At 57.0% G+C, this 14,798-nt stretch carries 15 protein-coding genes; 2 read left to right on the top strand and 13 right to left on the bottom strand.

Annotated elements, in window-relative coordinates; translation table 11 throughout:
* Window positions 1-237: 237 nt before the first annotated feature.
* The 7 genes from ABU178_RS08190 to hinT form a co-directional block, all read right to left on the bottom strand.
* On the bottom strand, window positions 238-1,530 hold the full coding sequence (locus ABU178_RS08190; RefSeq protein ID WP_397213689.1) for an NAD(P)/FAD-dependent oxidoreductase: 1,293 nt from the start codon (window positions 1,528-1,530) through the stop codon (window positions 238-240).
* 221 nt (window positions 1,531-1,751) lie between these two features.
* Complete coding sequence (ycfP, locus tag ABU178_RS08185; RefSeq protein ID WP_397213687.1) at window positions 1,752-2,294, bottom strand: alpha/beta hydrolase YcfP; 543 nt, start codon at window positions 2,292-2,294, stop codon at window positions 1,752-1,754.
* 42 nt (window positions 2,295-2,336) lie between these two features.
* A complete protein-coding gene (nagZ, locus tag ABU178_RS08180) occupies window positions 2,337-3,377 on the bottom strand; it encodes a beta-N-acetylhexosaminidase (protein ID WP_397213685.1) in 1,041 nt (346 codons plus the stop codon).
* A 40-nt stretch (window positions 3,378-3,417) separates the two neighbouring features.
* Entirely contained in the window at window positions 3,418-4,233 is an 816-nt protein-coding gene (thiK, locus tag ABU178_RS08175; protein ID WP_397215747.1) for a thiamine kinase, read from the bottom strand.
* A complete protein-coding gene (lpoB, locus tag ABU178_RS08170) occupies window positions 4,220-4,819 on the bottom strand; it encodes a penicillin-binding protein activator LpoB (protein ID WP_397213684.1) in 600 nt (199 codons plus the stop codon). Before lpoB ends, thiK begins: the two co-directional genes overlap by 14 nt.
* A 10-nt stretch (window positions 4,820-4,829) precedes the next feature.
* Window positions 4,830-5,198 (bottom strand): YcfL family protein, encoded by a 369-nt coding sequence (locus tag ABU178_RS08165; RefSeq protein ID WP_397213682.1) that lies wholly within the window; start codon window positions 5,196-5,198, stop codon window positions 4,830-4,832.
* 20 nt (window positions 5,199-5,218) lie between these two features.
* Window positions 5,219-5,569 (bottom strand): purine nucleoside phosphoramidase, encoded by a 351-nt coding sequence (gene hinT / locus ABU178_RS08160; protein ID WP_312241006.1) that lies wholly within the window; start codon window positions 5,567-5,569, stop codon window positions 5,219-5,221.
* 356 nt (window positions 5,570-5,925) lie between these two features.
* Here hinT and ABU178_RS08155 point away from each other — a divergent pair, with 356 nt between their 5' ends.
* Window positions 5,926-7,524 carry an MFS transporter gene (locus ABU178_RS08155; RefSeq protein ID WP_397213680.1) on the top strand — a complete coding sequence of 533 codons (1,599 nt, stop codon included), beginning with the start codon at window positions 5,926-5,928 and terminating at the stop codon, window positions 7,522-7,524.
* A 3-nt stretch (window positions 7,525-7,527) separates the two neighbouring features.
* The gene (bglB, locus tag ABU178_RS08150; protein WP_397213678.1) at window positions 7,528-8,667 is read left to right on the top strand and encodes a beta-galactosidase BglB; all 1,140 of its coding nucleotides are present in this window, start codon (window positions 7,528-7,530) and stop codon (window positions 8,665-8,667) included.
* Between the two features lie 48 nt (window positions 8,668-8,715).
* On the opposite strand, the gene ptsG is transcribed toward bglB, so the two are convergent.
* From ptsG to pabC, 6 genes are all read right to left on the bottom strand, one after another.
* Window positions 8,716-10,149, bottom strand: a complete 1,434-nt coding sequence (gene ptsG, locus ABU178_RS08145) for a PTS glucose transporter subunit IIBC (protein WP_397213677.1) — start codon at window positions 10,147-10,149, stop codon at window positions 8,716-8,718.
* 286 nt (window positions 10,150-10,435) lie between these two features.
* Window positions 10,436-11,227 carry a metal-dependent hydrolase gene (locus ABU178_RS08140; RefSeq protein WP_397213676.1) on the bottom strand — a complete coding sequence of 264 codons (792 nt, stop codon included), beginning with the start codon at window positions 11,225-11,227 and terminating at the stop codon, window positions 10,436-10,438.
* A 17-nt stretch (window positions 11,228-11,244) separates the two neighbouring features.
* Entirely contained in the window at window positions 11,245-12,234 is a 990-nt protein-coding gene (gene holB / locus ABU178_RS08135; protein WP_397213674.1) for a DNA polymerase III subunit delta', read from the bottom strand.
* Window positions 12,234-12,866, bottom strand: a complete 633-nt coding sequence (gene tmk, locus ABU178_RS08130) for a dTMP kinase (protein ID WP_397213672.1) — start codon at window positions 12,864-12,866, stop codon at window positions 12,234-12,236. Before tmk ends, holB begins: the two co-directional genes overlap by 1 nt.
* On the bottom strand, window positions 12,856-13,875 hold the full coding sequence (mltG, locus tag ABU178_RS08125; RefSeq protein ID WP_397213670.1) for an endolytic transglycosylase MltG: 1,020 nt from the start codon (window positions 13,873-13,875) through the stop codon (window positions 12,856-12,858). The genes tmk and mltG overlap by 11 nt, the downstream gene beginning before the upstream one ends.
* Entirely contained in the window at window positions 13,872-14,687 is an 816-nt protein-coding gene (gene pabC / locus ABU178_RS08120; protein WP_397213669.1) for an aminodeoxychorismate lyase, read from the bottom strand. Before pabC ends, mltG begins: the two co-directional genes overlap by 4 nt.
* Between the last annotated feature and the right edge of the window lie 111 nt (window positions 14,688-14,798).

Genomic DNA, 14,798 nt, shown 5'->3' with positions numbered 1-14,798 from the left:
AGCTGAGGCATGACCGGCGTGCGCGACACGCCGTGTTCGTGAAATGAAGTTTTACAGATGGACCGCTTTTACGACATCAGAAAAATGGAGGAAATAGCGGCAACAGCAAGCGGGAGGGCCTTTTAGGAGAGTTCCGATCCCGGCTCTTTTCAGCGAAACGCTAAAGAAAAGCACATGAGTGTCATGACCTTAAGGCAGGTTAAAAGAGTGAAAGGCGGGAAAACCCGCCCTGATTCATTAGTGCAGCTTCAGACGCGGACGTATTACCCGGTTCAGGCTACCCACCACCATCATCAGGCCGGTTTTGAAGTATCCGTGGAGCGCAATCTGATGCATACGGTAAAGAGAAATATAGACAAAACGGGCGATGCGCCCTTCCACCATCATCGAGCCGCGCATCAGGTTGCCCATCAGGCTACCCACGGTACTGAAGCGTGAAAGCGACACCAGCGAGCCGTGATCCTTATAGACATAGGCCTTCAGCGTTTTGCCGCTCATCTGGGCCAGAATATTTTCCAGTACGCGCGAGGCCATCTGATGCGCAGACTGGGCGCGCGGCGGCACAAAACCGCCGGAAGGCAGCGCGCAGGAGGCGCAGTCGCCGATGGCGTAAATGTCATCATCCAGCGTGGTTTGCAGGGTATCTTTCACCACCAGCTGGTTGATACGGTTGGTTTCCAGCCCCCCGATCCCTTTCATAAAGTCGGGCGCTTTGATGCCTGCCGCCCAGACCATCAGATCGGCTTCGATAAACTCACCGTTTTTGGTATTCAGGCCATGTTTGTCGGCGCTGGTCACCATGGTTTGCGTCAGCACCCGCACGCCCAGCTTGGTCAGTTCATGATGCGCCGCCGCAGAGATGCGTGACGGCAGCGCGGGCAGGATGCGCTCACCCGCTTCCACCAGCGTCACGTTCAGCGCATCGCTGTCCAGACCCTGATAGCCGTAGCTGTGCAACTGTTTTACCGCGTTGTGCAGTTCAGCCGACAGCTCCACGCCCGTTGCGCCGCCGCCGACAATGGCGATGTTGACCTTGTGCAGACGCCCTTCGCTGGCGGAGAACTTCAGAAACAGGTTAAGCATTTCGTTGTGAAAACGGCGCGCCTGGTGCGGATTGTCGAGGAAAATGCAGTGATCCTTTACGCCTGGGGTGCCGAAATCATTCGAGGTGCTGCCCAGCGCCATCACTAAGGTGTCGTAAGGCACTTCGCGCTCCGGCACCAGCACGTCATTCTGCGCATCACGCACTTCGCTAAGCTGAATGCACTTTCTCTCGCGATCGATACTGGTCAGCGAGCCGAGCTGGAAGCGAAAACCGTGGTTGCGCGCGTGGGCCAGATAGCTCAGGGCATCAATCCCTTCGTCCATCGATCCGGTCGCCACTTCATGCAGTAGCGGCTTCCATAAATGGCTGTGGTTACGGTCAACAAGAATAATTTCCGCTTTGTTTTTGCGGCCCAGCTTATGGCCGAGCTGAGTAGCCAGCTCTAACCCGCCGGCGCCCCCTCCAACAATAACGATTTTTTTCATGGATGTAGTCAACAAGACCCCCTCAAAAGTAAACCAGTCGTTAATAAAAGGTTAAATAAAAACCTTAATTAACATAAGGTTGGCGAAGCTAAATCGCGATCTGGGGGCAGAATAACATGCTGAGGTGAGTTGGTCATACCAAAATTGATCTGCATCAATTCCTCCTGACCAAACTCAGAATTGTACGAAAACAATCAGCCGGGAAATGCGTGAAAAATCACCTAACCCGTTGTTTTGAAGCTGTTAATTTTATTAAGGTGCGGAGCAATGTTTTTGAATTTATGCGTCTGGTTTTCGTCCCAGATGATTTGGTAATAGTTTTGCAACTCGCTGGCGCTACGCTGGCTGTCAAGCACCTCGTCATGACGTGACAAAAACGTTAAGCAATGGTCACGATTCTTTTCCCGAAAGTGACTGACGCACTTGGTCGCAATATCTTCATACTCTTCCGGGCGGTCAATTTTTCCCGCCATGTTCTCATAAGGAAAAAGGTTAGGATTGAAGATCGCCTGACGTATGCCGCAGAGAAAACCGATACGCTCAGCCCAGTAGCCGCCGAGCCCCACGCCGCAAATCAACGGGCGCTCATCGCTGCTGAGCTTCAGCATTTTGTCCGTCTCCTTCAGCAGAAATTGCATATCATGCCTGGGATGGCGGGTGCTGTAACCGATCATCCTGACGTCAGGATCGATAAACTGTAGTTGCAGCACCTTTTCATGGTTGCCCGGACTGGTAGAATCAAAACCGTGCAGATAAATGATCATGGTTATCCTTACCGATGATGATAATGCGTGCCGGGCTAAGCGTTAGCCCGACGCCTTATGCGCCAGCCAGCGCGCCTGAAGAGCGCTAAGCTGCTGCTGGTTCTCTTTCCAGCGACGGCTCTCCTGAAGCTGCTGACGACTGTAACGTCCTTGATGATACAGCTGTGGCACGCGCGTAGCTTCGATCTCGGTCAAATTATCCAGTACGGCAATCGCCCCCTGACGCTGGTTGCACACCAGAATCATATCGCAGCCCGCCGACAGCGACTGCTGCGCACGCTCCGCATAGCTGCCCATCACTGCGGCGCCCTCCATGGAGAGATCGTCGGAGAAAATTATCCCTTCAAATCCCAGCTCGCCGCGCAGCACCGTTTTCAGCCAGTACGGCGAGCCGCTGGCGGGCAGCGGATCGATCTGCGTATAGATCACATGCGCGGGCATCACGGCATCCAGCGCCTGCTCTTCGATGAGCTGGCGGAAAATCGCCATATCGTGCTGACGCAGCCTGGCCGCATCGCGCTCGTCGCGGGGCGTCTCTTTATGCGAGTCGGCGCTGACCGCGCCATGCCCCGGAAAGTGTTTGCCGGTGGTTTTCATTCCCGCCTCATGCATACCGGCAATAAAGCGGCGGGCGATTTGCAGGGCGATGGCAGGATCGGCATGAAAGGAACGATCGCCAATCGCCGCGCTGATGTGACCAATATCCAGCACCGGCGCGAAGCTGATATCGATATCCATGGCGATCATCTCAGCGGCCATCTGCCAGCCCGCCTGCTGCGCCAGCTCGCCTGCGTCGGTAAGATCGTGCAGCGCGGCAAAAGATTGCATCGCGGGTAATGTCGTGAAGCCGTCGCGGAAACGCTGGACGCGCCCGCCCTCTTGATCCACCGCCACGACAAGCCGCGTATGTGACGCGGCGCGGATCTGGCGCACCAGCTCCGCCAGCTGCGCCGGATCGTGATAGTTACGGGCGAAGAGGATCACCCCGCCGGTGAGCGGATGCTGTAAAATTTCCCGCTCTTCGGCGTCCAGCTCGTAGCTTTCAACGTCCAGCATCAGCGGACCGGGTAACAATGTCGTCATATTCTGTTTCCTGTTGATCCCCGGCGTCAGAACGCACGGGCTAAATAGATTGCCAGCTCTCTGCGGCCAGCTGACGCAGCGTAGCGTCGCCGCTCTGCTCCGCCCGCAGCTGATACCAGCTCGCCATTAACAGCCGCAGCCAGGGCTGCCAGCGCCTGACCTGAGCTTCCAGCTGCCACAGCGGCAGTCTGGCGGCGCCAGCATAAAGCGCTGTCCAGCGCGACTGCTGCACGGGATCGGCGGCGCAGAGCGCAGCGATTTCCAGCGCCACATCGCCATCCGCGGCATATTCCCAGTCGATCAGACGCAGCCCTTGCTGCGTTGCGAGCAGGTTGCCGGAGTGGACATCCATATGAACGGGCGCCAGGCGCAGCGGTTTCGGCTCGCCCTCCCGCATCAGCCGTCGCAGCGCGCGCTGCCAACGCAGGTTGCGCTGCTGACATAGCTGCCAGTAGTGCTGCAATAGCGGCGTCAGGCTGAGCCGGTAACCGGTGAGCGGCTGCTGGTGCAGACCATGCAGCAGCGAAATCACCTCATCCTGCCGCTGAGTGAATTCATCCGCAGAGATAAGCGCGCCCGACTGCCAGCGCAGCAGCAGCCAGTGCGGATTCACCGCCAGCGGCTGCGGCGCGAGACCGGAAGACCGCAGTTTTTTCAGGATGCGATATTCGCGCTGCCGGTTCACAAAGGGAATCGGCAGCAGCGGCTGTCGGCGCGCCAGCAAAGGTCCGGCGGCGGTTTCCACTTTGCCGCTCTGTCCGGTCAGCCCGTCGAGCGGCAAAAAACAACCGGCAGGTTGCGCTGCCGGTTGGATGTGGTCGAGCAGCCGCTGCAGCGCAGGGTCAATGCTTTGTATCACCGTTGCCTGACCAGATAATTTCGCCGCTCTGCACCAGCATCAACTGCATTTGCAGAGTCGGGGCCTTCACCTCGCCCTGCGCATTGCTGTAGAGCACGTACTGCGCGTTCAGGTAGCGCGCCAGGCCAATCGCCTTGCTGCGCGAGTTGAGGCTGTCATCCGGCGGCAGGCCCAGCGTCTGCTTGGCCTGGCTCAGCTGATCGTCCGTCACCAGGGTAAATTTGCCGTTGTTGGCCAGCGCATTCTGAATGGCGCTGGTGGCCTTTTCACTTTGCAGGTTGCCGTTGGTACTGTTTTTTACCCGATCCACCAGCAGCACGCTGCCCGGCGTGACGCCGGAAGATTGCAGCATATTTGCCACCAGCGGCTGCACGCTGGCATCCCAGTTAATGGATTTCAGTTTTGGCGGCGACGGCACGGTTTCGCCCGGCTGCGGCTGTGGCGGCTGTGGCGGCGGCACCGGCTCGGTGGGCGGCGCGGGCTGCGTGGGTTCGACCGGCGCAGGCTGTTGCTGCTTTATTACGCAGCCGGAAAGCAGGAGCGCGAAAAAGAACGCCCCGGAAAGTTTTACACTGCGAATCACGTAGTACTCCTCAGAGATAGAGATAGAGACGCACCTTGCTGGCGGTCAGGTTTCCCGTCTGGGATATCACCTCTGCACTGCCGTGCGCGGGTACGGTGAACGTTTGCGGCGGCTCCTGCGGCTCGATTTCCAACCCTTTATCGTCATACCAGTAGAAGCGGTAATGCACGGTAACCGGCGTTTCACGCTGGTTGTAGAGCACGCTGGACGCGCGCTTCTGACCGTCACGCTCCGCCAGCGTTGGTTCATCGGTGATGATCCCGGCAGAGAGCACCGATGACTCCATCACCAGGGATTGTGAAGTGTTAATCATCGGTTTATCGCTGCTGCAGCCAGCAAGGCTGAGCAGCAACCCCAGGCTAATCAGCTGTAAGCGCATAGCAAGGTTCCATTTTGCCATCAGTGTGAAAGCATCGGTCCGAGTGGACGGCCGCCCAGCAGGTGCATATGAATATGATAGACCTCTTGTCCGCCATGCTGATTGCAGTTCATGATCAGACGATAGCCATCTTCGGCAATGCCTTCCTGCCGCGCAATTTTCGCCGCAACGGTAAACATGCGGCCCAACGCATGCTCATGCGCCTCAAGCACATCATTGCAGGTCGGGATCAGTACATTGGGGATGATAAGAATATGGGTAGGCGCCTTAGGCGAGATGTCCCGAAAGGCGGTGACCAGTTCGTCCTGATAAACCACGTCGGCCGGGATTTCGCGACGGATAATTTTACTGAAAATGGTTTCTTCAGCCATGATGCAATTCCTTGAGCCTGAATGTCAGTAAAGGAGTATGAGGGAGAAAATTGTTTTCTTTCAACCTCAGGACCACATTTCTTTCATCAATCGCCTGTGTTTGCGCCACTTTTTTCCTCCCCTGTTTGGTTATCGCCGGTCGCCTGTTTTGCCGCGCCAGCAACCTGAAAAAATGAAACAGTGTTTTAAAAATTAGATTTGCGCCCTGCTTTTCTTTGCATTTTTGCCACTTTGACTTTCCGCCTTGCCAAATTATGAAGGTTTACCCTTTCTGTCCGCTCTACCTTCTCTCCAATCCGAGTGAGATGTCCGGAGTGATTAGGGATTTACACATATTTTTGACAAGGAGTACCCTGATGCGCTCACGTAAGATTGGTCTGGGCCACTATCTGGCATACGGCTCCGGGGATTTTCTCGGAGCGGGCACCACGGCGTTAACCGCCGCCTGGCTGCTCTATTTCTACACCACTTTCTGCGGGCTGACGCCCATCGAAGCCACCTTTATTTTTGCCGCCGCGCGCGTGCTGGACGCGGTGGTAAGCCCGCTGATGGGTTTCCTCACCGATAATTTTGGCTCTACCTGGCTGGGCACACGCTTTGGCCGTCGCAAGTTTTTTATTCTGCTTGGCATCCCCTGCGTCTTCAGTTACAGCCTGATGTGGATTAGCGATATGAGCTTCTGGTGGTATCTGCTCACCTATCTGCTGTTCGACGTGGTCTATACCATGATTCTGGTGCCCTATGAAACCCTGGTGCCGGAAATGACGGATGACTTTAAACAGAAAACGAAATTTTCCGGCGCGCGCATCGCGCTGGCGCAGCTGTCGGCCATTCTGGCTGCCTTTCTGCCGGGCGTGCTGATCGGCTGGTTCGGCAAAGATAATCCCCACTCCTTCTTTTACGCCAGCCTGGTGTTCTCGGTGATCTGCGCGCTGGTTCTGACGCTGGTCTGGCTGTTTACCTGGGAGCGCGCGGCAGAGGATTTCTCGGCGGAATCGCGCCGCGCCGAAGAGGAGAAGCGCCAACTGACCTTGCCGCAAAGCCTGAAGCGCCTCTATGTTGAGCTGGCTTCCACGCTGCGCATCCGTATTTTCCGTCAGCATCTCGGTATGTATCTCGGCGGCTATATCGCGCAGGATGTATTTAATGCGGTATTCACCTGGTACGTGGTGTTTGTGCTGATGCAGAGCGCCCGGATCGCTTCCAGCCTGATGGGCACCATGGCGGTACTGCAATTTATTGCGGTGATGGCGATGATTCCGCTCTGTATTCGCTTGGGACCCGCTGCCTCTTACCGACTGGTGGTGACGCTGTTCGGCCTGAGCGCGCTCTCTTACGCCGCGCTCTGGTATAGCGGCATGAACGACCACTTCGCGCTGCTGGTGCTGATCTCTGCGTTGGCGGGCCTGGGCCGTGGCGGCATTAACTATGTGCCGTGGAACATCTACACCTACATTGCTGATGTGGATGAGGTGATTACCGGCCAGCGGCGCGAAGGCATCTTTGCCGGCATCATGACGTTGACGCGTAAAGCTTCGCAGGCAGGCGCGGTCATGCTGGTGGGGATCCTGTTGCAGCTTGCCGGATTCGTCTCTGGCCAGGCGATACAGGCGCCCGCCGTCGGCCATACCATTCTTGCCATTCTCAGCATCGGCACCCTTTGCGTACTGATCTGCGGCTTTATTATCTCCCTGCGCTTCAAACTCGATCTCCATACGCATGCGGTGCTGCGCGCAGAGACGCTGAAAATGCGGGAGACGGGCCGGGTAATGCCCGAAAGCGTTACGCCGGAGGCACGTGAGATTGTGGAAACGCTGGCGGGCCTGCCTTATGAAAATCTGTGGGGCAATAACAACATTGGTTTTTTGAATCGCCATAAGCCAGCCGCGCCAGCGCTGGCGGCACCCCGTCCGGCACTTTCGCCTTTATCTTCAACGTTAAAACGTCAGGAGTGAACCATGGTTGTATTTCCTGTGAAACAGAGCGCGCTGCTGCGCCAACCCGATTATCTGCTGCCGCGCAGCGAGCTGGTGCAGTTGATCCACCAGCTGACGCAGAACCTGATTAATATCAACGACGAAACCGGCGAGTTTTTGCTGCGTCTTGATGACGGTCGCGTTATTGATACCAAAGGCTGGTCCGGCTGGGAGTGGACGCACGGCATCGGGCTGTACGGTATGTTGCACTACTACCAGCAGACGGGCGATCGCACTACCTTGCAGATCATCGATGAGTGGTTCAGCGCCCGCCTGGAAGAAGGCACGCCAACAAAAAACGTCAATACGGTTTGCCCGTTTCTCACCCTGGCGTACCGCTACGAAGAGACGCGCAACCCCGCCTGGCGGCCAGTGCTTGAGCGCTGGGCGGAGTGGGTAATGTATGAGATGCCGCGCACCGAACAGGGCGGCCTGCAGCATATCGTTTATAACAGCGAAAACAGCGAGCAGTTATGGGACGACACCCTGATGATGAGTGTGATGGCACTGGCAAAAATGGGTCAGCTGCTGAAGCGCGATGAATGGGTAGAAGAAGCGAGTTATCAGTTCCTGCTGCATACGCAATATCTGATGGATCGTCAAACCGGTCTCTGGTTTCACGGCTGGAGTTTTGCGGGTCGCCATAATTTCGCCAATGCGCGCTGGGCGCGTGGCAACAGCTGGCTGACCATCGCCATTCCCGATTTTCTGGAGATGATGAACTGGCCGGAGCATCACGCCACGCGCCGCTTTCTTTTGCAGGTGCTGGAGAGCCAGGTCAAGGCGTTACAGCGCTGTCAGCACCGCAGCGGCCTGTGGCATACCCTGCTGGACGATGCCGACAGCTATCCTGAAGCCTCCGCTACCGCCGGTTTCGCCTACGGCATTCTCAAGGCGGTGCGTAAGCGCTACCTTTCCCGCGACTATCTGCCGATGGCGGAAAATGCGTTGCGCGGCGTAATCAACAATATTGACGGCAACGGCGAGCTGAAGCAGGTCTCTTTCGGCACCGCCATGGGCAGCGATCTGGACTATTACCGTCAGGTGCCGCTGACCTCAATGCCCTACGGCCAGGCGATGGCCCTGCTCTGCCTGACTGAGTACCTGCGCGTTTACCTTTGAGCATAAAAAAAGCCCCTTACGGGGCTTTTTAAGCAGGATGAACCGCGGTTACATGCTGCGAATATAATCATCCATGTCGGTTTTCAGGTTATCGGACTTGGTGCCGAAAATCGCCTGCACGCCGGAGCCAGCCACTACCACGCCGCGTGCGCCGAGGTTTTTCAGCTCCGCCTGATCCACTCTGCCCACATCCGCCACGCTCACGCGCAGACGAGTGATACAGGCATCCAGGTTGGTAATGTTCTCTTTGCCGCCAAATGCCGTCACCAGCTTGCCGGCCATTTCGTTGCCGCTCGCCGTGCTCTGCTCGATCGCGTTCTCTTCACGACCCGGCGTTTTCAGATCCAGCTTCACAATCAGCACGCGGAACACGCTGTAATAGACCAGACCATAGAGGATACCGATAATCGGGAACAGCCAGATTTTGCTGCTGTTGCCGCTCAGTACCACAAAGTCGATCAGGCCGTGCGAGAAGCTGGTGCCGTCACGCATACCGAGCAAAATACAGATCGGGAATGCCAGGCCAGCCAGAATCGCATGGATAACATACAGAATCGGCGCGACGAACATGAAAGAGAATTCAATCGGCTCGGTGATGCCGGTCAGGAACGAGGTCAGCGCCGCAGAGATCATGATGCCGCCTACTTTTGCCCGGTTTTCCGGTTTCGCCGAGTGCCAGATAGCAATCGCAGCGGCCGGGAGACCGTACATTTTAAACAGGAAACCGCCGGAAAGTTTGCCCGCCGTCGGGTCACCCGCCATATAGCGCGGGATATCGCCGTGGAATACCTGACCCGCTGCGTTGGTGAATTCACCAATCTGCATCTGGAACGGCACGTTCCAGATATGATGCAGGCCAAAAGGCACCAGCGCACGTTCAACCACGCCGTAGATTCCAAAGGCCACAACCGGGTTCTGGTAAGCCGCCCACTGAGAGAACTCTTGAATCGCCGCGCCGACCGGCGGCCAGATAAAGGAGAGCAGCACGCCGAGAATAATCGCCGTCAGGCCGGAGATAATCGGCACAAAACGTTTACCGGCAAAAAAGCCGAGATATTCCGGCAGTTTGATACGGTAGAAGCGATTAAACATGTAGGCGGCGATGGCACCGGCGATAATACCGCCCAGCACGCCGGTGTCGGCAAGATGCTTCGCCTCGATCTCAGCGGCAGGTAGATGCAGCACCAGCGGCGCAACCACCGCCATGGTTTTCACCATGATGCCGTAAGCGACAACCGCAGCCAGCGCGGAGACGCCATCGTTATTGGTAAAGCCAAGCGCCACGCCAATGGCGAAAATCAGCGGCATATTGGCGAAAACCGATCCGCCCGCTTCCGCCATAACGTGAGACACCACCGCAGGCAGCCAGCTAAAGTTCGCTGAGCCTACACCTAATAAAATGCCGGCGATCGGAAGAACCGATACCGGCAGCATGAGCGATTTACCGACCTTTTGCAGGTTCGCAAATGCGTTCTTAAACATAGCCTGAAGCTCCTGAGTATGAGTGCGTTTCGCGCAGTGCGTGGTAAAGAGGAAAGACCTTTACCGGGGTGGCGTTTTAGCGCCTTCTGATTTATTACGAAGGGTAAAATAAATCACCGGGTGTTACTTTGACGCTTATCACGTTTCCTCTTACAAGCGGCAAAGTCGCGGGAAATTTCTGACTTCCCTGTGCTTTTTTTCAGCAAAAAAACCGGCTCCGCTACAATAAGCGGAGCACTTTGGCTGCTTTGATGATTAATTACAGAGAGTGAATTAAACCATTTTTTCAAGAGCCGAGACGCGAAAGCGGGATATGAAACAGACGCGAAAAGTTTTGCGTAGTGGTCGCAGCCAGCGTTTCAATATCCACCCCTTTCAATACCGCCATGTAATCTGCCACATCACGGGTCCAGGCAGGCTGGTTCTCTTTGCCGCGATAAGGCACCGGGGCCAGATAAGGAGAATCCGTCTCTACCAGCATACGATCCAGAGGCACATAGCGTGCAGCGTCACGCAGCGCTTCCGCATTACGGAACGTGACAATACCGGAAAAAGAGATATAAAAGCCCATATCCAATAGTTTCGCCGCCGTCTCTTTATCTTCTGTAAAGCAGTGCAGCACGCCGCCGCACTCTTCCACTTTTTCTTCGCGCAGAATCGCCAGCGTGTCTTCACGCGCTTCACGGGTATGTACAATGATCGGCTTGTTCAGCGCGCGGCCGGTGCGGATATGTTCGCGAAATGAGGCCTGCTGCTGCGCCTTGGTTTCCTGCTGATAGTAGTAATCAAGTCCGGTTTCGCCCAGCGCAACAACGCGTTCATCGGCCGCCAGAAGACGAAACTCTTCGACATCATAAGGCGCTTCCTGATTCAGCGGATGGACGCCGCAGGAGAGCGCGATATTTTCGCGATCGCCCACCAGCGCCTTCAGGGTATGAAAGCCTGGCAGCGTAGTGGCAATGGCCAGCATAAACTTCACGTCACGCGCGGCGGCTTTTGCGATCACATCATCCAGATCACGATGATTTTTCTCATAATCCAGACCATCAAGGTGGCAATGGGAATCAACAATAAACATAGTTATTCTCTCCAGCGTTAACCAATCATGGCGGGTTTCATCAGTTGTTCCCATGCCAACAGCTGATCGGTTATCAGTAATTCTCGGTTTACCGCCTGTACGTGCAGCAGGCGCTCACGGCACTGCATCCAGCGGTGCGCGCTTTCACTCAGCGCGCTGACGGACAGGTGCTGCGTCAGCACAGTGACCACATCGGTACGATCGCAGTTGGTTAACCACTGCGTTGCGCCCTGATGCCATTTCATCGCGTCAACCAGCAGCGTCAACAGCCAGCCGATGCGCACAGCGGCGTCCTCACCATTCAGCACCGGCAGCAGTTGCATAATGTCTTGCTGAAGCGCGCCGGGAATCGCCGCACAGAGCGCCTGACGCGCCTGCCAGGGAACCGTCTCCAGCAAGGCCAGCGCGGCACCGGGCGCGCCGCCCGACAGACGCAGCGCCGCCAGCCGTGCCGCTTCATCCAGCGAGCTTTGCTTCGCCAGCCATTGCTGGCTCTGTTTTTCCTCGGGCGGCGAAAGGTGCAGCGTCATGCAGCGGCTGCGCAGCGTCGCCAGCAGGCGCGAAGGCTCGCGACTGGTCAGGAAAAACCAGCTGTTGGCTGGCGGCTCCTCAAGGGTTTTCAGCAGCGCGTTGGCCGCCGCTTCGCTCAGCTGCGCCGCATCGGGCAGCCACACCACTTTAGCGCCGCCCTGCTGGGCAAAATGATAGAGTTTTTCCGTGACCTGCCGCACCGCATCAATGCCCAGCGTCGACTTGCCTTTCTCCGCTTCGAGACGATACCAGTCGGGATGCGTATTGGCCTGCATCAGCTGGCAACCATGACAGTGGCCACAGCTTTTCAGCCCTTCCGGCTGCTGGCACATCAGCCAGCGGCTGACGCCCCAGATCAGCGCATCATCACCCATGCCGGGCAGCGCCTGGATCAGCAGTGCATGATGCGCACGGCTGCCCTGATGCTGGGCGATAATCTGCCGGTAAGGCTGATTCAGCCAGGGATACCAGTTCATCACGCCTGTTCCGCCAGCCACGCCTGCAGCGTCGCTTTCAGTGACAACGTCACCTGGTCCAGCGACTGCGTCGCGTCAATGGTGCGAATCGTGGGATCGCTTGCCGCCAGCGCCAGATAACGCTCGCGCGTGCGCTCAAAAAAGCGCAGCGATTCCTGTTCAATCCGATCCAGCGCGCCACGAGCTCGTGCGCGCTGCAGGCCGATTTCCGGCGTGACATCGAGATAAAGCGTCAGGTCAGGACGAAAATCGCCCAGCACCGCCGCGCGCAGAGTCTGCATCAGTTGCGTATCGAGGCCGCGCCCGCCGCCCTGATAGGCCTGCGAGGAGAGATCGTGACGATCGCCAACCACCCATGCGCCGCGCGCCAGAGCCGGTTTGATGATAGTCTCTACCAACTGTACGCGCGCGGCATACAGCATCAGCAGTTCAGCTTTGTCCGTGACCTGCTCGCCTTCAATACCCTGCTTGATCAGCGTCCGCAGCTGCTCCGCCAGCGGGGTGCCGCCCGGCTCACGGGTAAACACCAGATCGTTGATGCCCTGGGCCTTTAACACGTCGACCACCGCTTCACGCGCCGTGGTCTTGCCCGCGCCCTCCAGGCCCTCAATCACAATGAACTTACTTTTCATTCTTTTCCTTCATGGCCAGTCGATATGCCTGTACTGCGCGGTTATGACTGGCAAGGTTGGTAGTAAAGGTGTGACCGCCTTTACCATCGGCAACAAAATAGAGGTAATTGCTTTTTACCGGATGCGCGGCCGCTTCCAGCGATGCCTTGCCCGGCATCGCAATCGGTCCCGGCGGCAGGCCGCTGATGATATAGGTATTGTAATCGGTCGGCGTCTCAAGATCTTTATGCGTCAGCGTACCGTTCCAGGCATTGCCCATGCCATAGATCACAGTGGGATCGGTTTGCAGGCGCATGCCGATACGCAGTCGGTTGATAAATACCGAGGCGACCTTGCTGCGCTCTTCGCTGACGCCGGTCTCTTTTTCGATGATCGAGGCCATAGTAACCAGATCGTTTTCGCTCTTATAGGGCAGATTGGCATCTTTGTGCTGCCAGGCGTTGTGAATCTGTTGTTCCATGCGCTCATGGGCGCGCTGCAGCAGCGCCACATCTGTGGTGTTCGCGGTATAGAGATAGGTATCCGGCCAGAACCAACCCTCCAGTCGGGCGCGATCCAGCTTCAGCGCCGCCGCGAGCGTGTCGAAGCTATCATCTTTCAACGTATGGCGGAGATAAGGCGCGGTGCGCAGCTGAGCAAGCCACTCCTGCAAGCGCGAACCTTCGATAAAGCGCACGGGAAACTGCGCTTCTTTGCCGCTGGACAACAGCTCAAGCAGGTCGCGTACCGTCATGCCGGTTTCCAGTCGATAAGTACCCGCTTTGAAGCGCGCCAGCTCTGGCTCCAGCTTCAGCAAGCCGCCGAACCAGATACTGTGTGGAATAATCTGCTGGCTCTCCAGCTGTGCTTCCAGCGCCACACGTCCGGTTCCGGCGGGCAGCGTATAGATCCTTTCCTGGTGAATGGAAAGTGGCGTTGCGGCAAAGCGCTTGATTTGCCATGCGCTAAAAAGCAGGGCGAGCGCTAAAATCGCCGTGGCGGCGGCGATAAACTTTATTGTTCGGGTCATTTTGCTTCCATTTTGTTGCAGCTGGCGTAAAGCAGGTCGAAAAGGCTTCTGCCCGTATAACGTTTGTCGTCAAGCTCTCTTACCGGCAGCACGGGCATCAGCGCATTACAGATCACCACTTCATCGGCATCCAGAACCACGTCTTTCCCGACGCTGACGACGTGACAAGTTTGACCGGACTGCATCATCTGCGCCATCAGATAACGCCGCATGGTGCCATCAACCCCGGCCTGTTCCACGCTCGGGGTAAAAACCTGGCCGCCTTTGCGCCAGAATAAATTGGCCGCACAGCATTCCACCACCCTGCCCTCAGTGTCAAGCACCAGCGCCTCATCGGCATCGCTCTGGTCGAGATGTGCGCGGATCAATACCTGTTCCAGCCGGTTAAGATGTTTAATGCCCGCCAGCAGCCGGCTGCGCGCCAGGGCGATCGGGCTTAAGGTCAGCTTGACGCCGGTGCTGCGCAGCGCCTGGTAGTGCTGCGGATAAGGGGCCAGTGACAGGATGCGCGTCGCCTCGCCGCAGCCAGTCATGCTGTAACCGCGTCCGCCCTGTCCACGGCTGATAATCACTTTTAACACCGCCTGCTGCTGCGGTTCCGCTAACTGTTGCATCTCCTGCCCGAGCTGCAGCCAGTCAACCTGGCCAATCAGCAGGCGCTGGCAGCCTTCCCGCAGGCGCTGCATATGGGCGCTGAGCTGCAGAATGCGCCCGTTGTTGACCGCCGCCGTGGTAAAACAGCCGTCGCCAAATTGTACCGCGCGGTCACCGGCAAAAAGCGTCGCTTGTTCGCGTCCGTTAATCCATATCATTGCGTATCTCACTGTTCAGTCAGACCAGGCTTACCGATATGCGCGGAGAGATTCAGCAGGCGTGGTGAAAATAAAAAAAGGCCCGCATAGCGGGCCTCAGAACGAGCAGAA

It is taken from the genome of Pantoea osteomyelitidis, assembly GCF_044342975.1.
Taxonomy (GTDB): domain Bacteria; phylum Pseudomonadota; class Gammaproteobacteria; order Enterobacterales; family Enterobacteriaceae; genus Pantoea; species Pantoea osteomyelitidis.
Note: the sequence above shows the minus strand (reverse complement) of the source record. Positions and strands in the feature narration are given on the sequence as shown.